Source organism: Cupriavidus sp. 05T41 (genome assembly GCF_056396525.1).
Window position 1 is genome coordinate 12,797 of sequence record NZ_JBFTLQ010000040.1, and the last position, 24,159, is coordinate 36,955.

Below are 24,159 nucleotides of genomic sequence, written 5' to 3' on the forward strand. Positions count from 1 at the left end.
GGCCATCCACCCCCAAGTCACCCAGGAGCTTTTCACCATGCTGCAATCCCGTGAAGGTCAACGCGTTCCCAATGTCACGTTCCGCGTCCGCGAAAACAATGAATGGAAGACCGTGACCACCGCTGACCTGTTCGAGGGCAAGACCATCGCGCTGTTCTCGCTGCCCGGCGCCTTCACCCCGACCTGTTCATCCACCCACCTGCCGCGCTACAACGAACTGGCCCCGGTCTTTGCCAAGCATGGCGTCGACGCGATCCTGTGCGTCTCGGTCAACGACACCTTCGTGATGAACGAATGGGCGAAGGACCAGGAATCCGAAAACATCGTGATGATCCCCGACGGCAACGGCGAGTTCACCGAGGGCATGGGCATGCTGGTGGACAAGACCGACCTGGGCTTCGGCAAGCGCAGCTGGCGCTATTCGATGCTGGTGAAGGACGGCGTGGTCGACAAGATGTTCATCGAGCCGGAAGAGCCGGGCGACCCGTTCAAGGTCTCGGATGCCGACACCATGCTGAACTACATCGCTCCCGGCGCGAAGAAGCCCGACCAGGTCGTGGTCTTCTCCAAGGTGGGCTGCTCGTTCTGCGCCAAGGCCAAGCAGATGCTGTCCGACAACGGCTACGAGTACATCGACGTGCCGCTCGAACACAAGATCCGCGGCAAGGTGCTGGGCGCCGTGTCCGGCAACATGACCGCGCCGCAGATCTTCATCAACGGCAGCCTGATCGGCGGCGCCGAAGCGCTCGAGACCTATCTCGTGCGCTAAGCGCGCCCGCACCGGCGGACCGGCAGACGGATCCGCCGCGCTTCACCGCCGCAAGGGCATGGCGCCGGCAATGCCGGCAGCCTCGCCCCAGTCGGCGGACCCGATGGCAGCACCAGCACCGGCACCAGCACCAGCACCAGTGCCGGCGCAAGCCGCCGCTGCCATCGGGTCCGCTGATTGAAGCAGACTCACCAGGAAAACATTCTCATGACCACCACGCAGAGCCAGCAGAAGCAGACCGCGCAGACCATCCACACCGACGTCGCAGTGATCGGCGCCGGCACCGCCGGCCTGGCTGCATACCGCGCGGCGCGCGCGGCCGGCAAGCGCGCCGTCATCATAGAAGGCGGACCGTATGGCACCACCTGCGCCCGCGTAGGCTGCATGCCCTCCAAGCTGCTGATCGCGGCGGCCGAGGCCGCGCACGAACTGCGCCACACCGCGCCGTTCGGCGTGCACGTGGACGGACAGATCCGCGTCGACGGCCGCGAGGTGATGGACCGCGTCAAGCGCGAGCGCGACCGCTTCGTCGGCTTCGTGGTGCGCGGCGTGGACGGCATTCCGGCCGAGGACAAGATCCGCGGCCATGCCCGCTTTATCGACAATACCGTGCTCGAAGTGGACGGGCACACCGTGGTGCGCGCCAGCCGCGTGGTGATCGCCACCGGCTCCAGCCCGATGGTGCCGCCGCCGCTGAAGGTGTTCGGCGAGCGCCTGGTGGTCAACGACGACGTCTTCGCCTGGGACGACCTGCCGCGCCGCGTGGCGGTGTTCGGCCCCGGCGTGATCGGCCTCGAGCTGGGCCAGGCGCTGTCCCGTCTGGGCGTGCACGTGCGCGTGTTCGGCCTGCGCGGCGGTGTCGGCCCGCTGACCGATCCGGCCATCAAGGCCAACGCCGTCGCCAGTTTCCGCGAGGAGTTCTATATCGACCCGGACGCCGCGCTCGGCGAGATGCGCCGCGATGGCGACGAGGTGGTGATCAGCTTCACCGACATCGAGGGCAGGCTTGTCACGGAGCGCTTCGACTACGCGCTGGCCGCCACCGGCCGCGTGCCTAATGTGCGTAGCCTGGGGCTGGAGAACAGCGGCCTCGAGCTCGACCCGCGCGGCGTGCCGGTGTTCGATCCGGCCACGCTGCAATGCGGCCCGGCGCCGGTCTTTATCGCCGGCGATGCCAACGATATCTTGCCGCTGCTGCACGAAGCCGCCGACGAGGGCAAGGCCGCCGGCGAGAACGCGGCCGCCTATCCCGCAGTGCGTGCGCTGTCGCGCCGCGCGCCGATCGGCGTGGTGTTCTCCGATCCGCAGATCGCCATGGTGGGACAACGTCATGCCGACCTTGCGCCGGACAGCTTCGTCACCGGCGAGGTGAGCTTCGAGGACCAGGGCCGCAGCCGCGTCATGCTCAAGAACCGCGGGCTGATGCACGTCTATGCCGACAAGCGCAGCGGCCGCTTCCTCGGCGCCGAATGGACCGGCCCGCGCGCCGAGAACATCGCGCACCTGCTGGCTTGGGCCTATCAGCAAGCGCTCACCGTGGAGCAGATGCTGGCCATGCCGTACTACCACCCGGTGGTGGAAGAGGGCCTGCGCACCGCGCTGCGCGATGCCGCCGCCAGGCTTGCTGCCTGAGATGCATCGGCCGATCTTCGCCTGACCGTCGCCTGATCCTTGCCGGCAACTGCCCGCGTCCTTCGGCGAGGACGCCGGCAGGCTAGCCTGCACTCACTTCGCGATTGTCTTGGTTGTCTTGGTTGTCGCGGCTACTTTTTCTGCCGGTCATCCCTGCGGGATCGGATGGCGTGGAGGACCTTCACATTCCTTGACGCTTGATTCGTTCCGGGGTAGGCAGCCCGCTCCTGGAGATCCGCGCGGCCGCGGAGCCGGTAGCTGCCCGTTTTGTGAGCAGTCCGATGGGGTCCGCGTGCCAGCGCCGTTTGCGGAGCTTGTCGACAGTGTTATCCACACAAAGTGTGGATAACACGGGAAGGCAAAAAACGAGAATGCGCGAAATCTTAAGGGCTTGTCAAGCCCGGCACGCGAGCTTCATCGCCAAATTTCCGCCGGCATAGGCGGCGTGGATCTCGTGGGGGCCGGCAGGCACGTCGAACGGGCGGGTGAGCGTGCCGGTGGTGACCACGGTGCCCTTGCGCAGCGTGATGCCGCGTTCGGCCGCATGTGCCAGCAAAGACCCCAGGGCCTCCAGGGGATAGATGGCGTCGTCGCCGGCAAGCGGCAGCGCGCAGACCTGGCCGTCGAGCGCGACGCTGGCGCTGGCACGCACCTCTTCCATGCTCGCCGCGTCGATCTGCGGGCCGAGCACCAGCGCGTGGAAACCCACGTTGTCGCCGGCAAAGGCAGGCATGCCGACCGCGGTGCGGTCTTCGTAGCGCGACAGCACAACCTCGAAGGCGACCTGGGCGTGCCCAATCAGCGCCGCGAGTTCCGCCGGCGCGAGGGCGTCCCGTACCGGCGCCACGTCGCGCGCGAGCTGCACCGCGATCTCGAATTCGATGGTGACCACCGCGCCCGCCGGCACCGTGACCGTATCGCCCGCGGCAAGGCAGCGCGAGGCGCCGACCTGGCCTACCAGGGGGCGCGCCAGATTGGCGCGGCGCATGGCGTTGGCGCTGCCCACGCCGAGCTTCCAGCCAGCCACCGGGTCGCCGAGCGCCGCGATAAAGCTGTCCTGCACGTCATAGCCGCTGGCCAGCGTGGCGGGCTTGGCGTCGGCGGGCAGGTCGCGGAACTGTACGCCGCGCCGGCAGGCGTCGGCCAGCAGTGCTGCCGCGGTGCCGGGATTGAAGTTTGCGCTCACAGGGTTTTCCTATCGTTGGTGTCGTGAATGCGAAGCCACGCGCGCAAGATCCGGCTGCGCGCGGCCGGGCCGACAGCATAACCGGTCGGCGGGCCGGCGGGCTGCGCTCAGACGCGATGCCGCTCCGGGGTGCGCCCCACGATCGACGCGCCCGCGATCAGTTCCTTGAGCAGTGCCTGCGAGGCCAGCCCGCTGGTGCGGTAGGGATCGAGCTCGCCGTGCGCCGAGTACTTCAGGATGGTGGCCATGTTGACCTTGCCGGTATTGACCAGGCCCATTGCCCAGCCGGCGAATTCGCGCTCGAGGATTTCTTCATAGTGCAGCAGCACCACGTCTTCGTGGCGCGCATCGCGGACGATCTGCTGGTACAGGCGCGAGACTTCGGTACGGCCGCCCTCGAGCGCCTGCATGAAGATGCCGTTGCCATGGCACAGCACGCCCGTGATGCCGTGCCTCGGGTTGTTCGCGATGCTGGTCGCGATGATGTCGTCGACCAGCGCGGGATCGGCCGGCTTGCATGCGCGGCTGGCATAGAGCAGGCGTACGAGCATGTTGTCTCCAGTGGGGATCTGCGGTGTTTGTGCGTGCGTGCGTGCGTGTGTTTGTGTGTGGCGCCGTGCGCGCCTATTCCCGGTGCCGGTTGAGCAAGGTCAGGAATTCGCGGCGCAGGCTGTCGTCCTTCAGGAAGGAGCCGCGCATCACGCTGTTGGTCATCTTGGCGTCGGTATCACGCACGCCGCGCCAGTGCATGCAGAAGTGCTCGGCCTCCATGACAATGGCCAGCCCGTCCGGGCTCATCTTTTCCTGCAGCAGGTCCGCTACCTGGGTCACCGCCTCTTCCTGGATCTGCGGGCGGCACATGATCCATTCGGCCAGGCGCGCGTACTTGGACAAGCCGATCAGGTTCGAATGCTGGTTGGGCATCACGCCTACCCACAGCTTGCCGATGATCGGGCACAGGTGGTGCGAACATGCGCTGCGCACGCGCAGCGGGCCGACGATCATCAGTTCGTTGATGCGCTCCGCGTTGGGGAACTCGGTGACATTGGGCGGGCTGACATAGCGCCCCGCAAAGATCTCCTTCAGGTACATCTTGGCCACGCGGCGCGCGGTCTCGCGCGTGTTGTGGTCGCGCTCGATGTCGATCACCAGGCTGCGCAGCACGTCTTCCATGCGCGCCTGCACTTCATCGAGCAGTTCGTCGAGTTCGCCCGGCTGGACGTAGGCAGAAATATTGTCGTTGGCATGAAAACGCTCATGCGCTGCCTGCAGGCGCGACCGGATGCGGGACGACGCACTGCCCGCCGCTTCGTCGAGTTGCGCAGGGGATGCGTGGTGATCGGATTCCATATCGTGCGTTTCGTGATCGAGGAGAAAGGGTTGGCGCAAGCCCTGCCGGCATGTGGCGGCCGCCGCGCAGACTGGCTTGCGGTCCGGACAGAACGATATCCTACGCCGATCTGCGTGCCGGGGTGCGTTGCACGCAACAGAGACGGCAGCGGAGGGGGTGGCGGGGCGAAGACAGGCAGGCGCGTGTCCCCGCGCCTGCCCGCGCAGGACCGGCTACAGCGCGGCCTGCATCACGGTGGCGGGCGCGGGACCGGCCTCGCGCAGCGAAATCGCGTCCTGCAGCTCGGGCGGCATGCAGGCGCGCTCGACCTGCTCGAAGCCGAGCCGCGCGAAGTAGGCGGCCGCGGTGGTGGTCTGCAGCACCACTGACTGGGCACCGCGCGTGCGTGCCTCGGCCAGCATGGCGGCCACCAGCAGTTCGCCGAGCCCGGCCGAACGTGCGCGCTGGGCCACCGCCACGGAGCGAAGTACCGCGACGTGCCCATAGTTCTCCACGCCGGCGCAGCCAAGCAGGCCTGCGTTGTCGCGCACCACGAGGAAATTGCCGATATGACAGGCGACGCCCTCCAGCGGCAAGGCGCAAGCCCGCAGCAGATCTTCTACTTCCTCGCGGTCCTTTTCGGTTGCATTGTGCGGGCGCATCGTGCCCTCCTGTACTTCGGGCTGTTATCCCTATCTTAAGTTCAGACGGCTTCCATCGTGCCTAGGGAAACTTCTTAAGTAGATTCGCGTATCGCGTTCTCCGCACCTCTGCGTGGCGGATCGGCTGTTGCGAACTATCGCTGCCGACCCTCGATAGCGATGGCGTCGATGGCGTTGACGGTGTTGATGACGGGACGCTGGCCCGCGGGGCCGGGTGCGGTCCGGCTGGCCCGAAATCCGCTAACATTCCTTGCTGGCGGGATGTTTCGCGCGCGCCCGGCGCGCCGGTGCCTGCCACGGAACTTGTTCCGGTCCCCGGGAGCGACTTGCCATGGCGTCACCATCCCCTTCGCTGATGCGCGCGCGCAGCGCGGGCATCCTGAAGACCGACGAACTCGGCAAGCGGACGGCCCGCTCGCCCGACTACGCAGCGGAGTGCGTGGCGCTGCGCCGCCTGGCGCGCGCGCTGGTGTCGTCCGACCTGGCGCTGCTGCAATCGCTGGCCGATTCCGCGCTACAGCTTTGCGGCGCGGGCAGCGCCGGCATCTGCCTGCCGGAGCCCGGCAACGACGGCACGCCGGCATTGCGCTGGATCGCTACCGCGGGGCTCAGCGCCGCGCAGGTCGGCCATGTGGTGTCGTGCGACGCGAGCCCGTCCGGCGTGACGCTGGAACTGGGCAGCCCGCAATTGCTGGCCTATCCGCAACGGCATTTTTCCTGCTTGCCGGCCACCGTGCCGGAGGCGGTCGAAGAACTGGTCGTGCCGGTTCCCGGCGATGGCGGACCCTGGGGCACCATCTGGGTCGCGACGCACGAGCCGGGACGCTGGTTCGACGAGGAAGACTGCCGCCTGCTCGAGAGCCTGGCCAGCTTCGCCGGCGCGGTGCTCAACATGTCACGCAGCAAGGACGCAGCCATCGCCGAAGCGGCGCAGGCCAAGGCCGCGCGCGCGGCGCTGCAGTTGTCGGATACGCGCAAGGATGAATTCCTCGCCATGCTCGGGCACGAACTGCGCAACCCGATCGCCGCCATCGACAGCGCGATCAAGGTCAGCCGCCGGCTCGCGACGGCGCAGCAGTCCACCTCGGGCATGCTCGATATCGCCGAGCGCCAGATGCGCCAGCTCAAGCGGCTGACCGACGATCTGCTCGATGCCTCGCGCATCAAGCAGGGCAAGGTGCCGATCGTGCGCACCCACGCCAATATGCAGGACATCGTGGCGGATGCCCTGGCCGCGGTGGCGTCGGACATCGAATGGCACGGCAACGTGCTGACCACCTCGCTGCCCGACGCGCCGGTGACAGTGTATGCCGACGCGGCAAGGCTCACGCAGGTGTTGACCAACCTGCTGTCCAACGCGATCAAGTACACGCCGCGCGGCGGCACCATGGACCTGTCGCTGCAGGTCGAGCCGTCGCCGATGGGGGAAGCGGATGCGAACGACGAGGATGCCGGCCCGTACGACGTGCTGGTGATCACGGTCAAGGACAACGGCGTGGGTATCGATCCCGCCTTCCTGCCCAATGTGCTCGACATGTTCAGCCAGTATGCGGCCAATGCGCATGGGGGTGGCCTGGGCGTGGGGCTGGCTATCGTCAAGCGCATGGTGGAGTTGCACAACGGAACGGTCACGGTGCGCAGTGATGGCAGGGGTCTCGGTACCGAGGTGCAGGCGCGCCTGCCGGTGGTGTGCGCCGGACTGGCCGAGGTGGCCGCGCAGACCACCGGCAAGCTCGCCCCGATGCGCATCCTGCTGGTCGACGACAATGCCGAGGGCCTGCGCGCGCTCGGCATGTTGCTCGAACTCGACGGCCACGAAGTCAGGCTGGCCGTCAGCGGCGAGGACGCGCTGGAGATCGCCGCGGACTTCACGCCGGATGTCGCGCTGATCGACATTGGCCTGCCCGGCATCGACGGCTTCGAACTGGCCCGGCACCTGCGCCAGCTGCCGTCCTTCGCGGGCACCCGCCTGGTTGCGCTGAGCGGCTACGCGTCCACGGCCGACAGGGAACGCGGCGCGGCGGCCGGGTTCGACTTCCACCTGGCCAAGCCGCTGGCGCTGGAGGCCCTGGCGCAGGTCCTGGCGCGCAGCTGAGGCGTGCGTGCCGGATGCGGCCGGATGCGTGCTGGTGTGCGCGCAACGGCGGCATGTAGGAGGCCGTCTGGCCCGAATCAGCCATCGCCCTACGCCAGTGTCGTTGCGGCCACTCCATACTGGATGGAACGACAACACCACATGCTGCCGATGCTTGTTTTCCTCATGCTCACCCTGGCAGCGCTCGGGGTCATCGCCATCGTCATCTATCTGACGAAATAATCCAGCCAAGGCCCTGGGGTATTCCATCGATCGCGCAAAACCCGAGCAAAAACGCTTGCCCTGCCGCGCCCCGGCAGGCTAAGCTTCGGCCTGCATTGTATGCAAAAGATGAACACAAAATAAATCTGAAATCATTCAGGAGACAAGCGCGATGGATCTGGCGCAACAGTACATTCCCAATCTGCTCAATGGCCTCGAATGGTCCGGCTGCGCGCTGGCGATGAGCGGCTCCCTGCTGGTTGCCTTGCATAACAAGGCGTCGCGCTGGGGCTGGATCGCCTATCTCTGTTCCAACCTGGTATGGAGCGTATTCGCGCTGGTGACCGGCACCTATGGCCTGTTCGTCCAGCAGCTGGGCTTTACCGCGACCAGCATCTATGGCTTGTATCGCCACACGAAGTTTCATCGGGAGCAGGAACGCGCGCACACGCAGGCGCACCCGGCCTGAGTACTTGCTGCCGGGCAGTGCCGCGGAACGCGGCGCTGCTTCTCACCACAGCAGGCTGGCGATCGCGGGCGCCAGCGCCACCGGCATCACCAGGGCACCGAGACGCAGGAACTGCAGCGCGCCCACTTCGTGGCCCTCGCGCCGCAAGGCGGTCAGCCATAGCAAGGTGGCCAGCGAGCCGGTGACCGAGAGGTTGGGCCCCAGGTCGATGCCGATCAGCACGGCGCTGGTGAGATCGGTGGAGGCGTGTCCCGCCGCGAGCACGGACGAGGCAATGAGCCCGGCCGGCAAGTTGTTGACTACGTTCGATGCCAGCGCCACCACGGCGCCGGGCAGCCACAGCCCGGTCGTGGCCGCATGGCGGATGAGCGCCTGCATCTCCGATGCCAGCCGGCCGATGACGCCGGTCTGCTCGAGCCCCGCCACCAGCACGAACAGGCCCGCCACCATTGGCAGCACGCCCCACGAAATCTCGCGCAGCGCCGGCAGGCACAGGCCCGGCCGGCGCGCGCACACCAGCACCAGCGTGGCCAGGCCGGCCAGGAAGGTCGGCCAACCGAGTTCGGCGCCCAGCAGCGAGGCGGCCAGCAGTACCACACCCATCACCACGATCCCGGCGGCGGTGAGCCGGGCCTCGGGCGAAAGCGGCGGCACCGGCACGTCGGCCGCGATGCGCTCGTCGAGCGCGTGGCGCTGCGTCCAGTACAGGGCGGCGAAGGTGGCGGCGATCGCCAGCGCCGAAGGCAGCGCGAAGCGCGCCAGCCAGCCCAGCAACGTGGGCATGCGCTCGCCGAAGACGACCAGGTTGGCCGGGTTCGAGATCGGCAACACGAAGCTGGCGGCATTGGCGATAAAGGCGCAGATGTAGAGGTAGGGCAGCGGATGCCTGACCCTGGCGGCGCGTGTCGCGGCCAGCACGGCGGGCGTGAGCACCACCGCGGTGGCGTCGTTCGACATGAACACCGTGACCAGCGTGCCGATGCCATAGACCAGCACGAACAGGCGCCGCGCCGAACCCTTCGCCCGGCGCACCGCCACCGCCGCCAGGTGGTCGAACAGTCCGGTCTTGCGGGCCAGTTCGGCGGCCAGCATCATGCCGCCGAGAAACAGGTAGACGTCGTAGCCGCGCGCCACGGCGGCCAGCGCATCAGGCAGGGCCAGCAGCCCCGTCATGCACAGCAGCAGCGCGCCGGCCACGGCCCAGACGGCCTCGGGCAAGCGGAACGGCCGCGTGATGACGCCGACGGTGGCGGCCGCCGCAACCGCCCAGATCAGGAGGCCATTGTAGGGAGACAGGCTGGTCGGCAGCATCGTATGGGCGGCAGTTCGTGTCGTGGGTGTCGTGGCGCCGCGCCAGGGCGCGGCGGATTCGGCGGCGTCAGCTGCGGGTGCCCGCGGTGTTCAGGTACTCAGGCGCCCGGGTGCTCAGGCGCTCAGGTGCTCGACTGTGGCGCGCGGGGCACGATGGCCGATGGCGGTGCCACGGGCGCGGCAGTGCGCAGCGGGTCGGACGGCGCCGCGGGGCCAGCCGGGCCATCCTGTGCCGGGCTGGCGGCAGGCTCCTGCTCGGGCGCCGGCGCCGGGAAACCCAGCGAGGCGATACCGTGGCCGCCGTCGGCGTATTCCGGATAGATCCAGTCGTCGCCGCTGCGCACGAGGTTCGCGGGCGCGGCGAATTCCTCCTCGGGCTGGCCCGCGAGGCGGCCCTCCATGTACGCGGCCCAGATCGGCAGTGCCGTGGTCGCGCCGAATTCGTGGCGGCCCAGCGTGCGGTTGTCGTCGAAGCCCATCCAGGCCACGGTGACGATGCCCGATGCGTAGCCGGCGAACCAGCCGTCCACCGAGTCGTTGGTGGTGCCGGTCTTGCCGGCCACGTCCGCGCGCCGCAGGTAGTGCTGCAGCCCGGCCCCGGTGCCGCTGGTCACCACGCTGCGCAGCAGGTTGTTCATGACGTAGGCATTGCGCTCCGGAATCACGCGGCGCGGCTGCGGCTCGCTGGCCGCGGTGAACAGGACGTTGCCCTCGGCGTCGGCGATGCGCTCGATCAGGTAGGGCTCGGTGCGGTAGCCTTCGCTGGCGAACACGCCATATGCGGCGGCCAGCCGCAGCGGGGTGGTGGTGCCGGTGCCCAGCGCCATCGGCAGGTAGTGCGGCAGGCGTTGCTCGGCGAAGCCGAACTTGCCCGCGTAGTCCACCGCATAGGGAATGCCGATGGCCTGCAGCGTACGGATGGCAGGCAGGTTGCGCGACTCGGCCAGCGCCTGGCGCACGCTCACGGCGCCCAGGAAGCGGCCGTCGTCGTTGCCCGGCTGCCAGCGCGACGAGGCATCGAGCGGCGCGTCGTTGATCATCGTGTTGGAGGACAGGCCGCGTTCGAGCGCGGCGGAATAGATGAACGGCTTGAAGGTCGAGCCGGGTTGCCGCTCGGCCTGGGTGGCATGGTTGAAGCGGCTGGTGCCGAAGTCGGCGCCGCCGATCATGGCTTCGATGGCGCCGCTCTTGCTGTCCAGCGACACCAGCGCGGCCTGCGGCCCCGGCGCGGCGCCATGGCGCCGGCCGTACTGGTCGAGGCCGGCATGCACGGCCTCGTAGGCCAGGCTCTGCCGCACCGAGGATACCGTGGTGTAGACGTTCAGCCCGCGCGTGTAGGCATCTTCGCCGAAGCGCTCGTAGGCCAGCTGGCGCGCCAGCTCGGCGACATACTCGGCGTGGCCGTCGAAGTGGCCGTTGCGCCCGCCTGCCACCTGCAGCGTCTCCTTGCGGGCCGCCTGGTATTGCTCGTGCGTGATCATGCCCAGCGCCTGCATGCGTCCCAGCACGTATTGCTGGCGCAGCTTCGCGCGCTGGAAGTTCACCACCGGATTCATGGTCGAGGGCGCCTTGGGCAGGCCGGCCAGCATGGCCGATTCGGCCAGCGAGAGCGCATCCAGCGGCTTGCCGAAGTACGCCTGCGCGGCGCTGCCGAAGCCGTACGCGTGCTCGCCCAGGTAGACCTGGTTCATGTACAGCTCGAGGATGCGGTCCTTCGACAGCGAGTGGTCGATCTTCCAGGCCAGCAGGATTTCATACCACTTGCGCGAGAGCGTCTTCTCGCGCGACAGGTAGAAATTGCGCGCCACCTGCATGGTGATGGTGGAGGCGCCCTGCGCATAGCCCTCGCCGATATTGGCCAGGGCGGCACGGAAGATGCCGGGGATGTCCACGCCGGCGTGCTCGTAGAACTGGTCGTCCTCGGCCGCGAGCAGGGCATTGGACATCTGGCGCGGCATGCGTTCGAGCGGGACGAATTCCCGGTGCTCGTTGCCGAATTCGCCGATCAGGACGTTGTCGGCGGTGAAGATGCGCAGCGGCAGGTCCGGGCGGTAATCGCGCAGGGCGTCGACGGCGGGGAGTTGGCGCAGGCTCACGACAGCGGCGAACCCGACAAGCAGGATGGAGGCTGCAGCCAGCGCCAAAGTGGCGCTGGCTGCCTTTGCTACGACTCGTTTCATGCGCGCATTCTACCTTGGGGCCAGGGCCGCCACCGCCGACAGGCGATGCACAAGCTCGTCGGCGGGGGCCGCCGCGCCCATGCCGGCTGCTTGCGCCGGGGGTGGCGATGCCACCGGACGCATCTCCGGCGAGCCCACCTGCTGCGCGAATCCGGCCAGCGCGCGCCAGGTCTCGCGTCGCTCGATGATGGTGAAATGGTCGGTGCCCGGCACGGTTTCCTGCGCGACCGGCATGGGCCACGCTGCGATCAGGCGCTCCGAGCATTCATGCGGTACCACCTCGTCGGTCTCCGCCAGCAGCACCTTGGTGCTCTGCACCACCTTCTTGCAGTGCGAGATCGAATCGAAGTGATGGCGCATCAGTTGCCGCAGCGGCACCAGCGGGAAGCGCTTGCGCACGATTTCCAGCAGCGAATCGTAGGGCGTGATCAGTTGCAGGCTTTCGAAGTCCTGCAGGTCCGCCAGCTGGATGGCGATGCCGGTTCCGAGGCTGCGCCCGACCACGTGCACGCGCGTGCCCGGGAACACGCGGCGCACGTGCAGCAGGAACTGGCTCGCATCCGCCACCGCGGAAGCTTCCGACGGGGTGCCGTCCGAGTCGCCCACACCCCGGTAGTCCATGGTGGCAAAGCCTACCCCCGGTGGCAACCATTCCAGGTATTGCATGGTGAGCAGCACGTCCTCCCCGCGCCCGGGCAGGTAAAAGAGCAGGTCACGCACCGGCGGGGCATCGTCCTCGGGCAGCGCCGGCGAGCCGTCGGGCGCCGCCGGGGCGCCATAGACATAGCCGTGCAGCAGGCCGCCGGGCACCTCGTGCGCATAGGTGGTGATCCCGTCGGGCAGGTCGCGCGGCGGGCGGCGGCGGGCGTCGAACAGCAGTCTGTCCTGGTTCAGCGTGAGATAGGTCCAGTAGCAGGTAAAGCTGCCGGCCGTGAACAGGGCAACGGCGAGCGTCTTGCGGGAAAGGGATGACGGCATGCTTGATTCGCAAAAATGTCCGGCGCGGCCTGCGCGCAGCGGGGGAGCCCCGGGGGCATTTCCCGCGGCCACGGCATTCGACCGGGCCAGGCGGCTACAAGTTCTTGTACGATACGCTCCACATCAACGGCGGCCCGTGCGGCCGCGCACGGAGCCAAAGCAACATGAGCGAGCAAAACGATCCGGCCCTGGCCGGCCAGAGACGCGCGGAAGAAGCGCAGGCAATGGAGCGCGTGGTCAGCGCCAGCCGCCAGGTGCAGGTGGCCTTCACCTCGCTGCAAGGGCAGTTTGCGCCGCAGGGCTCGGGCAATCCGTCCAAGATGGCGCTGACGACCTTCGACGCGGCGCTGCAGGCACTCGAAGACGCCCAGGCGGCGTTCGACGAACTGCTGAACGATTTGCTCGACGGCAAGCGCTAGAAGCCGTCCGCCGCTCGGTTCGCCGCTCGGTGCGCCGCTCAGTTCGCAGGGTAGGCGGCCACCTCGATCAGGTTGCCATCCGGGTCCCGGCAATAGACCGAGGTCATCGGGCCAAGCGCGCCGGTGCGGGCAGCCGGCCCCGCCTCGATCGGCACGCGGTGCGCCAGCCAGTGCGCGATCACGCTCTCCAGCGAATTGCGCGTGATGAAGCAGAGGTCGTCGCTGCCTGGGGTGGGATGCACGCCGGTGAACCACGCCACGGTGTCGGTGCCGATCGGGCGCAGGTTGATTTTCTGCTGCCCGAAGCGCACCGAGACCCGCTTGCCGGTGCGCGAATCGAAATCCTCTCGCGTCATGCCCAGCACGCTTTCGTACCACGCGGCGCTGGTCTCGACGTCCTTCACATTGAGGACGATATGGTCGAAGCGGTCAATCACGATGCTCATCTTGCACCTTTCGGAAATGGAAATGCCGGAGGGGGTGACGCTGGTATGAAGGAAGGGGTGGGCCGGGAATGCATGTACTTTACACCCGACTTCGGACGTATGCCCGCGCGCCGCGCGCCCTGCTTGTGATAAGGTTTCGCGGCAAGGTCGCCATGCCGCCCCGACATCCGCGCATAGAGACGGCCTGACCCGGACCGACCGGGATCCATAACAGGAGACCAGCCGTCATGAGCAGCCCGCTTGCCCGCCACGCCGCGGCGTCGCCCGACGACCCGGAGCGCGGCTCCCTGATCGCCCGCGCGCACGCGCGTTCCGCCGCCTTCGGGCTCGAAGTCGCCCACGGGGCCGATTTCCACCCCTTGCCAAAGCACGCGCTGCACGAACTGGTCGACGCCAGCCAGGCGCTTTACCGGCATGCGCTGCCGGTGATGGAAACCCTGCACGCGCAGATCGCCGGCACCGAAAGCATGGTGCTGCTTACCGACAGTGGCGGCGTGATCCTGCACAGCCTGGGCGACGGCGATTTCGCCGACCAGGCCCGGCGCGTGGCGCTGGCGCCGGGCGTGTCGTGGGCGGAGTCCAGCAAGGGCACCAACGCGATCGGCACCACGCTGGCCGAGGCGCGCGCCACGGTGGTCCATGCCGATGAGCACTTCCTGCGTGCCAACCGTCTGCTGACCTGCTCGTGCGCCCCGATCGCCGGTCCGTTCGGCCAGGTCCTCGGCGCGCTCGATGTCAGCGGCGATCACCGCGGCTTTCACAAGCACACCCTGGCGCTGGTGCGCATGTCGGCGCAGATGATCGAGAACCACCTGTTCGCCACGCATTTCAGCGATGGCGTGCTGGTGCGCTTTCATGCGCGCCCGGAATTCGTCGGCACGCTGTTCGAAGGCATGGCCGCGTTTGCGCCCGACGGTACCTTTCTCGCCGCCAACCGCAGCGGCCTGTTCCAGCTGGGGCTTTCGCCCGACACGCTGGACCGCCAGGGTTTCGCCGACCTGTTCGGCATGCCGCTGGGCGCCGCGCTGAGGCAGGGCGGCGAGGCCAGCGACCAGTTGCTCACGCTCACGCTGCCGAGTCGCGTTCATGTGTTCGCGCGCACGACGCGGCTCATGCCCGCACGCCGTGCCGCTGCCGCCGCGGCGCCCGCCGCGCCGTGCAGCCAGGCCTCCGCGCTGGCCGCCCTCGACACCGGCGACGCCCGCATGGCAGCCGTGCTGCAGCGGGTGGACAAGGTGCGCGGGCGCGATATCCCGATCCTGGTGCTCGGCCGTACCGGCACCGGCAAGGAGTGGCTGGCGCGCGCCATCCATTGTGCCTCTGCGCGCGGCGACGCACCCTTCGTAGCGGTCAATTGCGCCTCGATCCCCGAGTCGCTGATCGAGGCCGAACTGTTCGGCTACGAAGACGGCGCTTTCACCGGCGCGCGGCGGCGCGGCAGTCCCGGCAAGCTGGTCCAGGCGCATGGCGGCACCCTGTTCCTCGACGAGATCGGCGACATGCCGCTGGCGCAGCAGGTGCGCCTGATGCGCGTGCTGCAGGAGCGTGCCGTGACGCCGCTCGGCGCCACGCGCGCGATTCCCGTGGACCTGCGCATCATCTGCGCCACCCACCGCGACCTGCGCGCGATGATCGCCGCCGGCACCTTCCGCGAAGACCTGTACTACCGCATCAACGCACTCGCCGTCACGCTGCCCGCCCTGCGCGAGCGTACCGACCTGCCGGCGCTGGTGGAGCGCATCCTGGCGCAGCAGCTCGCGCCGCCGGAGCAGGGCGGCGGCCCGCATGCGCTGCGCGTGTCTGCCGAAGTGCTGGAACGCTTCCAGCGGCATGCCTGGCCCGGCAACCTGCGCCAGATGGTCAATGTGCTGCGCACCGCGGCGATCATGGCCGAAGGCGAGGACGTGATCGGGGTGGCGCACCTGCCGGAGGATTTCTTCGACGAACTGGCTGCGCCCGGCCCTGCCCGTGAAGCCGCGCCATGCGCCGCGTCCGCGGCGGCGTGCGATTCACCCGAGCCCTTGCGGGATGTCGAGGCGGGCCTGATCCGCCAGGCGCTGGCGCGGCATGCGGGCAATGTCAGCCTGGCTGCGCGGGAACTGGGCGTTTCCAGGAATACCATCTACAGGCGATTGAAGAAGCGCGACTGAAGGCCGGAGGCCGACGCGCTTCCTGGCGCGGGCGCCAATGAAAAAGAGGCTGCCTTGCCGCGCCATGCGGGCGCAACGAAGCAGCCTTCTGTCCTTGCGTGTGCGCAGTCAGCGAGCGGCTTTCTCCAGTCGCGCCGCCTCCTCGTCGCTGAACAGCTCCGAGCGCGTCAGGAAGCGCAAGCCGGTCGGCCCCTCCAGCGAGAACATGCCGCCCGTGCCGGGCACCACGTCGATCACCAGTCGCGTGTGCTGCCAGTACTCGAATTGCGCGCGGGTCATGTAGAAGGGCATGCCGCCGATCTCGCCCAGGCAGACATCGGCATCGCCGATGATCAGCTCGCCGGCCGGATAGCACATCGGCGCGCTGCCGTCGCAGCAGCCGCCGGACTGGTGGAACATCAGCTCGCCATGCTGCCCGCGCAGGCGCTCGATCAGCGCCTGCGCGGCAGGCGTGGCGATCACGCGTTGCACGGCGCCGGCAGGAATGGTGGTGTCGGACATCGGGGGCGCTCCTTGCCTGGTCAGGCTGCGGAAAAGTCCATCACCACCCGGCCTTCGATGTCGCCGGAGCGCATGCGCGCGAAGATATCGTTGATCTGCTCCAGCGGCGCGGTGGAAACCGTGGCCTTGACCGCGCCGTGCGCGGCGAAGTCCAGCGATTCCTGCAGGTCGCTGCGGGTGCCGACGATGGAGCCGCGGATGGTGATGCCCCTGAGCACCACGTCGAAGATCGGCGTGGGGAAGTCGCCCGGCGGCAAGCCGTTGAGCGCGATGGTGCCGCCGCGCCGCACCATGCCGATGGCCTGGCCGAACGCCTTGGGCGAGACCGCCGTCACCAGTGCGCCGTGCGCGCCGCCGATTTCCTTCTGCAGGTAGGCCACCGGATCGGTGGTGCGCGCGTTGACGGTGACCTCGGCGCCGAGTTTGCGGGCCAGTTCGAGCTTCTTGTCGTCGATATCCACCGCCGCCACGCGCATGCCCATGGCGCGCGCATACTGCACGGCGACGTGGCCAAGGCCGCCGATGCCGGAGATCACCACCCACTGTCCCGGGCGCGTGTCGGTGACCTTGAGGCCCTTGTAGACCGTCACGCCCGCGCACAGGATCGGCGCGATCTCGACGAAGCCCACGCTGTCGGGCAGCAGGCCCACGTAGTTGGGATCGGCCACCACGTATTCGCCGTAGCCGCCGTTGACGGAGTAGCCGGTGTTCTGCTGCTTCTCGCACAGCGTCTCCCAGCCCTGCAGGCAATGCTCGCAATAGCCGCAGGCGCTGTAGAGCCAGGGCACGCCGACGCGGTCGCCTTCCTTCACGCGCGTCACGCCGGCGCCCACGGCGGAGACATAGCCCACGCCTTCGTGCCCCGGGATGAAGGGCAAGGTGGGTTTGACGGGCCAGTCGCCCTCGGCGGCGTGCAGGTCGGTGTGGCAGACCCCGGAGGCTTCGATCTTGACCTGGATCTGCCCGCGGCCGGGCTCCGGCACGGGGACCTCATCGATCGTGAGCGGGGCGCCGAATTCGCGTACCACGGCGGCTTTCATCATTGCTGTCATGTCGACTCCTGATGCTGATTCCGTTGACAGTTACGCCCGCCGCGCGCGGCCGGGCGTCAGTCCGATCATGCGCGTGCGCGCCGCGGTGCACCAGCGGCGCGCTCGCCCATGTTTGCGCTGGATCAAAAGAAACCGAGAGCGTTCGGGCTGTAGCTCACCAGGAGGTTCTTGGTCTGCTGGTAGTGGTCCAGCATCATGCGGTGGTTCTCCCGCCCGATGCCGGATTGCTTGTAGCCGCCGAAGGCCGCGTGCGCCGGATACGCGTGGTAGCAGTTGGTCCACACACGCCCGGCCTGGATGCCGCGGCCCATGCGGAAGGCACGCGCGCCGTCGCGGCTCCATACGCCGGCGCCGAGGCCGTAGAGCGTATCGTTAGCGATCTCCAGCGCCTCGTCCTCGTCCTTGAAGGTGGTCACCGACACCACCGGGCCGAAGATTTCCTCCTGGAAGATGCGCATCTTGTTGTGGCCGGCGAAGACCGTGGGCTTGACGTAGTAGCCGGTGGACAGGTCGCCGCCCAGCGCATTGCGCTCGCCGCCGATCAGGCATTGCGCGCCTTCCCGCTTGCCCAGGTCGAGGTAGGAGAGGATCTTTTCCAGTTGCTCCTGCGACGCCTGCGCGCCGATCATGGTGGTCTTGTCGAGCGGGTGGCCCTGCTTGATTGCCGCCACGCGCTTGAGCGCGCGTTCCATGAAGCGTTCGTAGATGGATTCCTGGATCAGCGCGCGCGACGGGCAGGTGCAGACCTCGCCCTGGTTCAGCGCGAACATGGCAAAGCCTTCCAGCGCCTTGTCGAAGAAGGCGTCGTCTGCGGCCATCACGTCTTCGAAGAAGATATTGGGCGACTTGCCGCCCAGCTCCAGCGTCACCGGGATGATGTTCTGCGAGGCGTACTGCATGATCAGCCGCCCGGTGGTGGTCTCGCCGGTGAAGGCGATCTTGTTGATGCGCGGGCTGGACGCCAGCGGCTTGCCTGCCTCCAGGCCGAAGCCGTTGACCACGTTGAGCACGCCCGGCGGCAGCAGGTCGCCGATCAGCTCCATCAGCACCAGGATCGAGGCCGGGGTCTGCTCGGCCGGCTTGAGCACCACGCAGTTGCCGGCGGCCAGCGCCGGCGCCAGCTTCCAGGTCGCCATCAGCAGCGGGAAGTTCCACGGAATGATCTGGCCGACCACGCCCAGCGGCTCGTGGAAGTGATAGGCCACGGTGTCGTGGTCGATCTCGGAGATGCCGCCTTCCTGCGCGCGGATGCAGCCGGCGAAGTAGCGGAAGTGATCCACCGCCAGCGGCAGGTCGGCCGCGGTGGTCTCGCGGATCGGCTTGCCGTTGTCGATGGTCTCGGCCACCGCCAGCGTGACGAGGTTGGCCTCGATGCGGTCGGCGATGCGGTTGAGGATATTGGCGCGCTCGGTGGTGGAGGTGCGGCCCCAGGCCGTCTTGGCGCGGTGGGCGGCGTCGAGCGCGGCGTCGATGTCCTTCTGGTTGGAGCGCGGCACGCGCGTGAACGGCTTGCCGGTGACGGGCGTGATCGCCTCGAAATACTGGCCGTCGACCGGGGCCACCCAGGCGCCGCCGATATAGTTCTCGTACTGGTCCTTGTAGGGATTCGCAACGCCCAGCTGGGCGATTTCCGCCATGTCCATGTCTCGCTCCGTTATTTGATTTCGCTTGGTTCCGTGCGATGTCGAAAGGACAGCGCACCGTGCGGCGATGCCGCGCGCACGGCCCCTTATCCGCAAGAGGCATGCCCGGCGAGCGGCGGCGCACGGCGGCGGCGAAAGGCAGGCAAAGACTGGCCGGCGGCCGGCTATGCCAGCCGCAGCCGATGTGTCATGCGCGGCGCAGGTGTGCCAATCTGGAACAGTGTGTGACAGCGTGTGGCAGGGTGACACGCTGCGCGCAGGCCGGCCTTGCTAGCTTCCGCTGGCGTGGATCAGGAATTCGCGCAGCGCGTCGGCCGGCGCATCCAGCTTGCGTCCCGGCTGCCACAGCAGCCCGACCTCCATGTCCGGCACACCGTCGGCAATCGGCCGGGCCTCGATCTGGCGGCCTTCGAGCGACCAGGGCCGGTACACCATGTCGGACAGCACCGTCACGCCGAAGCCGTGCGCCACCAGCCCGCGCAGCGCTTCCATCGAGCTGGTGCGGAAGGCGATCGACGGCGCCAGCCGCTTGCTGCGCCAGTAGCGCAGCGTGGCGCGCTCGCTCTCGTCCACGGTGATCAGGATATAGGGGTGCGCCGCGATATCCTTGAGCGTCAGCCTGGGCAGGGCCAGCAAGGGGTGCGACGGCGAAGCCCACAGCTGGCGCCGCGAGCGGATCAGCGTGTGATGGGCAAAGCGCTGCAGTTTCTCGATGTTGGACAGCAGGCAGATGCCAAGCTCGATGTCGCCGGACAGCACGCCCTGCTCGATGCCGGGGCGGTCCATGTCGTGCAGGTCGAAATCGATATCCGGGTAGTTGGTGCGAAAGCGCGCCAGCAGGCCCGGCAGCAGGTAGCCGAGCACGGTGTACGACGCTGCCAGCCGCACCGTGCCGCTGAGATTGTGCGCCTGGAAGCGCGGCTCGCGCAGGGTGTCCTGCACGGCGTCCAGTATCTCGCGGGCGCGCTGGTGCAGGCGGTGGCCCTCAGGCGTCAGCGTCACCCCGTGGGGCAGGCGGTCGAACAGGCGCACGCCGAGCTGCTGTTCGAGCATCAGCACGGCATTGGTGATGGCCGACTGCGACACATGCTCGGCGGTAGCCGCCATCGAGAACTGGCCGGTTTCGGCCGCCGCCGCGAAGTAGCGGAACTGCCGCAGCGTGATTTCCTTGGCCAGGCGCGGCGCGCTGTCCTGTCCCCCGGTGCGGTCCTTCGGCATGGCATCTCCTTTTCCTGCACGGCTGGTGGCGCCGCTGGTGGTGAAAGTGGCGCTTCGGCTTTGCGTCTCCGGCGCTACGGGTTAACGCTCGCTATCCGATTTTCAGATACCTGCTCTCTGAATTCATGATTTTACGATATCGAGCGGCCTTCCTACACTCAGCGCAGCCCCTGAGAGCACACGGAGACAGCATCGATGAATGCACCCCTATCCCCCGACCTGCAAGCCGCGCTGGCGTCCCTCGATAGCGTTTCGCTGGACGACAAATACACCCTCGAGAAAGGCAGGGTTTACCTGAGCGGCACCCAGGCGCTGGTGCGCTTGCCGATGCTGCAGAAGGCGCGCGACCGCGCCGCCGGCCTCAACACCGCGGGCTTTATCTCCGGCTACCGCGGCTCGCCGCTGGGTGGCGTGGACCAGGCGCTGTGGAAGGCCAAGAAGCACCTGGCCGCCAGCGACGTGGTGTTCCAGCCCGGCGTCAACGAGGACCTGGCCGCCACCGCCGTATGGGGCTCGCAGCAGGTCAACCTGTTCCCCGGCGCCACCCGCGACGGCGTGTTCTCGATGTGGTACGGCAAGGGCCCGGGCGTGGACCGCTCGATCGACGTGCTCAAGCACGCCAACTCGGCTGGCTCGGCCACGCACGGCGGCGTGCTGCTGCTGGCCGGCGACGACCACGCGGCCAAGTCCTCCACCGTGGCGCACCAGTCCGAGCATGTGCTGATGGCTGCCGGCATTCCGGTGCTGTATCCGTCCGACGTGCAGGAATACCTCGACTACGGGCTGCACGGCTGGGCCATGAGCCGCTACTCCGGCCTGTGGGTGTCGATGAAATGCGTGACCGACGTGGTGGAGTCCAACGCCTCGGTGGAGATCGATCCCGAGCGCGTGCAGATCAGGCTGCCGGAAGATTTCGCCATGCCCGAGGGTGGTCTCAATATCCGCTGGCCGGATGCGCCCCTGGTGCAGGAAGCCCGTCTGCTGGACCACAAGTGGTACGCGGCACTGGCCTATGTGCGCGCCAACAAGCTTAACCGCGTGGTGCTGGATTCTCCCAATGCGCGCTTCGGCATCATGACCGCCGGCAAGGCCTACCTCGACGTGCGCCAGGCGCTTGCCGACCTGGGCCTGGACGACGACACCTGCCGCCGCATCGGCATCCGCGTGTTCAAGGTGGGCTGCGTGTGGCCGCTCGACGCGCATGACGCGCGCGAGTTCGCCACCGGGCTGGAAGAAATCCTGGTGGTGGAAGAAAAGCGCCAGATCCTCGAGTACGCGCTCAAGGAAGAACTCTACAACTGGCGCGACGACGTGCGCCCCAAGGTCTACGGCAAGTTCGACGAGCGCGGCAACCACGGTGGCGAATGGTCGGTGCCGCGCGGCAACTGGCTGCTGCCGGCGCACTATGAACTGTCGCCGGCGCTGATCGCCAAGGCCATCGCCACCCGCCTGGAAAAGAGCGACCTGCCGTCCGACGTGCGCGAGCGCATCGCCGCGCGCCTGGCGCTGATCGAAGCCAAGGAGCGCGAGGCCGCGCGCCCGCGCATCGCGGTGGAGCGCAAGCCCTGGTTCTGCTCGGGCTGCCCGCATAACACTTCCACCCGCGTGCCCGAAGGCTCGCGCGCCATGGCCGGCATCGGCTGCCACTACATGACGCTGTGGATGGACCGCAATACCGACACCTTCAGCCAGATGGGCGGCGAAGGCGTGGCGTGGACCGGCCAGATGCACTTCACCGGTGAGAAGCATGTGTTCGTCAACCTCGGCGACGGCACCTACTTCCACTCCGGGCTGCTGGCCGTGCGCGCATCGATCGCGGCCAAGGCCAACATCACCTACAAGATCCTGTTCAACGACGCCGTGGCCATGACCGGCGGCCAGCCCGTCGACGGCGTGCTCACGGTGCCGCAGATCGCCCACCAGGTGCAGGCCGAAGGCGCCAGCAAGATCGTGGTGGTGACCGACGAGCCGGAGAAATACGGCGACGGCGGCATGCTGCCCGGCGGCGTAAGCGTGCACCACCGCGACGCGCTCGACGAAATCCAGCGCCAGCTGCGCGATACCGCCGGCGTCACCGTGCTGATCTACGACCAGACCTGCGCTACCGAAAAGCGCCGCCGCCGCAAGCGCGGCACCTATCCGGATCCGGCCAAGCGCGCCTTTATCAACGATGCGGTCTGCGAAGGCTGCGGCGATTGCTCGGTCAAGTCGAACTGCCTGTCGGTGGAGCCGCTGGAAACGCCGCTCGGCACCAAGCGCAAGATCAACCAGTCCTCCTGCAACAAGGACTTCTCCTGCGTCAACGGCTTCTGCCCGAGCTTCGTCACCGCCGAAGGCGCGCAGGTGAAGAAGCCGGCCGCCGCGGGCGGCAAGGGGGCCGGTGCCGATTTCTCGGCGTTGCCGCTGCCGGCGCTGCCGGCGCTCGAGCGCGCCTACGGCGTGCTGGTGACCGGCGTGGGCGGCACCGGCGTGGTCACCATCGGCGGCCTGCTCGGCATGGCGGCCCACCTCGAAAAGAAGGGCGTGACCGTGCTCGACATGGCCGGCCTGGCGCAGAAGGGCGGCGCCGTGATCAGCCACGTGCAGATCGCGCCGACCCCGTCCGCGCTGCATGCCACCCGCATTGCCATGGGCGAGGCGCGCCTGGTGATCGGCTGCGATGCCATCGTCTCGGCCTCGCCCGAAGTCCTGTCCAAGACCCGGGCGGGCGTGACGGCCGCCGCCATCAACAGCGCCAGCACGCCCACCGCCGAATTCATCCACAACCCGAAGTGGAAGTTCCCCGGCGCCTCGGCCGAGCAGGACCTGCGCGCGAGCGTGGGCGATGCCTGCGCCTTTATCGATGCCAACGCCTGGGCCGTGACCTTGCTGGCCGACTCGATCTACTCCAACCCGCTGCTGCTCGGCTTTGCCTGGCAGAAGGGCTGGATCCCGCTGCAGCGCGAGAGCCTGGTGCGCGCCATCGAGCTCAACGGCGTGTCGGTGGAGAAGAACCTGCTGGCCTTCGACTGGGGCCGCTACCTGGCCCATCACGGCGAAGCCGCGCTCAGCGCGCAGCTCAAGCCCGCGCCGCGCGCGCAGGTGGTGGCGATGCCGGAAACGCTCGACGGCGTGATCCGCCAGCGCGAAGCGATGCTGACGGCCTACCAGAACGCCGCCTATGCGGCCCGCTACAGCACGGTGGTGGAGCGCGTGCGCAACGCGGAGAAGGCGCTCGGCGCCGGCAGCCGCCTGCTGCTCACCGAAGCGGTGGCGCGCAACCTCGCCAAGCTGATGGCCTACAAGGATGAATACGAAGTCGCGCGCCTGTATGCCGACCCGGCCTTCCTCGACAAGCTGCGCACCCAGTTCGAAGGCGAACCCGGCCGCGACTACCAGCTAGGCTTCCACCTCGCGCCGCCGCTGCTGGCAAAGCGCGACGCGCACGGGCACCTGGTCAAGCGCCGTTTCGGGCCCGGCATGCTGAGCGTGTTCCGTCTGCTGGCACGCGCCAAGGGCTTGCGCGGCACCGCCTTCGACGTGTTCGGCAAGACCGCCGAGCGGCGCGCCGAGCGCAAGCTGGTCGCCGACTATATCGGGATGACGGAGGAACTCTGCGCTTCGCTCGACGCCGGGCGCCTGGATACGGCCGTGGCGCTGGCCAGCCTGCCGGACGATATCCGCGGCTTCGGCCACGTCAAGGAAGCCAATATGGAAAAGGTGGCTGCGCGCCAGGCGACGCTGCTGGCGCAATACCGCGAGGCGGGGGCGCGGGTGGCGGCCTGAGCGGTGGCGGGAGGCACAGCGGCCGGCGCATGGTGCGCCGCCGCCATGCCTGTCGCACCATACCGCTTCAATTTTCGGGCTGTCGCAGTCGCGGTACGCGGAGACAAGCTGGCCAAACCTTCAACGCCTCGTCCCCGCTTCCTGCGCGACGC

Annotated in this window: 19 protein-coding genes; 7 read left to right on the forward strand and 12 right to left on the reverse strand. The window is 68.1% G+C overall.

All coding sequences use genetic code 11. From position 1 onward, the window contains the following. The first annotated feature begins 37 nt into the window (after nt 1-37). Together AC1DKV_RS22845 and AC1DKV_RS22850 are read left to right on the forward strand one after the other, a co-directional pair. Entirely contained in the window at nt 38-769 is a 732-nt protein-coding gene (locus AC1DKV_RS22845) for a glutathione peroxidase (RefSeq protein WP_441614536.1), read from the forward strand. Between the two features lie 207 nt (nt 770-976). After that, nucleotides 977-2,401: a dihydrolipoyl dehydrogenase gene (locus AC1DKV_RS22850; protein ID WP_441614534.1), complete on the forward strand. Its 1,425-nt coding sequence runs from the start codon at nt 977-979 to the stop codon at nt 2,399-2,401. Between the two features lie 394 nt (nt 2,402-2,795). On the opposite strand, the gene AC1DKV_RS22855 is transcribed toward AC1DKV_RS22850, so the two are convergent. From AC1DKV_RS22855 to arsN2, 4 genes are all read right to left on the reverse strand, one after another. After that, nucleotides 2,796-3,587, reverse strand: coding sequence for a fumarylacetoacetate hydrolase family protein (locus AC1DKV_RS22855; RefSeq protein ID WP_441614532.1), 792 nt, complete (start codon nt 3,585-3,587; stop codon nt 2,796-2,798). Between the two features lie 107 nt (nt 3,588-3,694). Beyond that, the gene (locus AC1DKV_RS22860) at nt 3,695-4,138 is read right to left on the reverse strand and encodes a BLUF domain-containing protein (protein WP_441614530.1); all 444 of its coding nucleotides are present in this window, start codon (nt 4,136-4,138) and stop codon (nt 3,695-3,697) included. A gap of 73 nt (nt 4,139-4,211) precedes the next feature. Further along, nucleotides 4,212-4,937 (reverse strand): GTP cyclohydrolase I, encoded by a 726-nt coding sequence (folE, locus tag AC1DKV_RS22865; RefSeq protein WP_441614528.1) that lies wholly within the window; start codon nt 4,935-4,937, stop codon nt 4,212-4,214. A 213-nt stretch (nt 4,938-5,150) separates the two neighbouring features. Next, on the reverse strand, nt 5,151-5,579 hold the full coding sequence (gene arsN2, locus AC1DKV_RS22870) for an arsenic resistance N-acetyltransferase ArsN2 (protein ID WP_441614526.1): 429 nt from the start codon (nt 5,577-5,579) through the stop codon (nt 5,151-5,153). 331 nt (nt 5,580-5,910) lie between these two features. On the opposite strand from arsN2, the gene AC1DKV_RS22875 reads away from it, so the two are divergent. Continuing rightward, the gene (locus tag AC1DKV_RS22875) at nt 5,911-7,674 is read left to right on the forward strand and encodes a hybrid sensor histidine kinase/response regulator (RefSeq protein WP_441614524.1); all 1,764 of its coding nucleotides are present in this window, start codon (nt 5,911-5,913) and stop codon (nt 7,672-7,674) included. 373 nt (nt 7,675-8,047) lie between these two features. After that, a complete protein-coding gene (locus tag AC1DKV_RS22880; RefSeq protein WP_441614522.1) occupies nt 8,048-8,344 on the forward strand; it encodes a nicotinamide mononucleotide transporter in 297 nt (98 codons plus the stop codon). A 42-nt stretch (nt 8,345-8,386) separates the two neighbouring features. Here AC1DKV_RS22880 and AC1DKV_RS22885 read toward each other — a convergent pair whose 3' ends face one another. From AC1DKV_RS22885 to AC1DKV_RS22895, 3 genes are all read right to left on the reverse strand, one after another. Then, nucleotides 8,387-9,655 carry an arsenic transporter gene (locus AC1DKV_RS22885; RefSeq protein WP_441614520.1) on the reverse strand — a complete coding sequence of 423 codons (1,269 nt, stop codon included), beginning with the start codon at nt 9,653-9,655 and terminating at the stop codon, nt 8,387-8,389. Between the two features lie 122 nt (nt 9,656-9,777). Then, nucleotides 9,778-11,835 (reverse strand): penicillin-binding protein 1A, encoded by a 2,058-nt coding sequence (locus tag AC1DKV_RS22890; RefSeq protein ID WP_441614518.1) that lies wholly within the window; start codon nt 11,833-11,835, stop codon nt 9,778-9,780. Nucleotides 11,836-11,844: 9 nt separating this feature from the next. Beyond that, nucleotides 11,845-12,813, reverse strand: a complete 969-nt coding sequence (locus tag AC1DKV_RS22895; protein ID WP_441614516.1) for an alpha/beta hydrolase — start codon at nt 12,811-12,813, stop codon at nt 11,845-11,847. Nucleotides 12,814-12,977: 164 nt separating this feature from the next. Between AC1DKV_RS22895 and AC1DKV_RS22900 the strand changes: the two genes are divergently transcribed. Further along, nucleotides 12,978-13,232 (forward strand): hypothetical protein, encoded by a 255-nt coding sequence (locus tag AC1DKV_RS22900; RefSeq protein ID WP_441614514.1) that lies wholly within the window; start codon nt 12,978-12,980, stop codon nt 13,230-13,232. Nucleotides 13,233-13,270: 38 nt separating this feature from the next. Here the strand turns inward: AC1DKV_RS22900 and AC1DKV_RS22905 are convergent, their stop codons facing one another. Further along, nucleotides 13,271-13,678, reverse strand: a complete 408-nt coding sequence (locus AC1DKV_RS22905; RefSeq protein WP_441614512.1) for a VOC family protein — start codon at nt 13,676-13,678, stop codon at nt 13,271-13,273. Nucleotides 13,679-13,905: 227 nt separating this feature from the next. Between AC1DKV_RS22905 and AC1DKV_RS22910 the strand changes: the two genes are divergently transcribed. Continuing rightward, nucleotides 13,906-15,828: a sigma-54-dependent Fis family transcriptional regulator gene (locus AC1DKV_RS22910; RefSeq protein ID WP_441614510.1), complete on the forward strand. Its 1,923-nt coding sequence runs from the start codon at nt 13,906-13,908 to the stop codon at nt 15,826-15,828. Between the two features lie 108 nt (nt 15,829-15,936). Here the strand turns inward: AC1DKV_RS22910 and AC1DKV_RS22915 are convergent, their stop codons facing one another. From AC1DKV_RS22915 to AC1DKV_RS22930, 4 genes are all read right to left on the reverse strand, one after another. Further along, nucleotides 15,937-16,329 (reverse strand): DUF779 domain-containing protein, encoded by a 393-nt coding sequence (locus AC1DKV_RS22915; RefSeq protein ID WP_441614508.1) that lies wholly within the window; start codon nt 16,327-16,329, stop codon nt 15,937-15,939. Nucleotides 16,330-16,349: 20 nt separating this feature from the next. Then, nucleotides 16,350-17,381, reverse strand: a complete 1,032-nt coding sequence (gene adhP, locus AC1DKV_RS22920) for an alcohol dehydrogenase AdhP (RefSeq protein ID WP_441614506.1) — start codon at nt 17,379-17,381, stop codon at nt 16,350-16,352. 122 nt (nt 17,382-17,503) lie between these two features. Beyond that, the gene (gene adh, locus AC1DKV_RS22925; protein ID WP_441614504.1) at nt 17,504-19,024 is read right to left on the reverse strand and encodes an aldehyde dehydrogenase; all 1,521 of its coding nucleotides are present in this window, start codon (nt 19,022-19,024) and stop codon (nt 17,504-17,506) included. Nucleotides 19,025-19,294: 270 nt separating this feature from the next. Then, the gene (locus tag AC1DKV_RS22930) at nt 19,295-20,242 is read right to left on the reverse strand and encodes a LysR family transcriptional regulator (protein WP_441614502.1); all 948 of its coding nucleotides are present in this window, start codon (nt 20,240-20,242) and stop codon (nt 19,295-19,297) included. A 195-nt stretch (nt 20,243-20,437) separates the two neighbouring features. Here AC1DKV_RS22930 and AC1DKV_RS22935 point away from each other — a divergent pair, with 195 nt between their 5' ends. Next, nucleotides 20,438-24,007 (forward strand): indolepyruvate ferredoxin oxidoreductase family protein, encoded by a 3,570-nt coding sequence (locus AC1DKV_RS22935; RefSeq protein WP_441614500.1) that lies wholly within the window; start codon nt 20,438-20,440, stop codon nt 24,005-24,007. Nucleotides 24,008-24,159 lie beyond the last annotated feature (152 nt).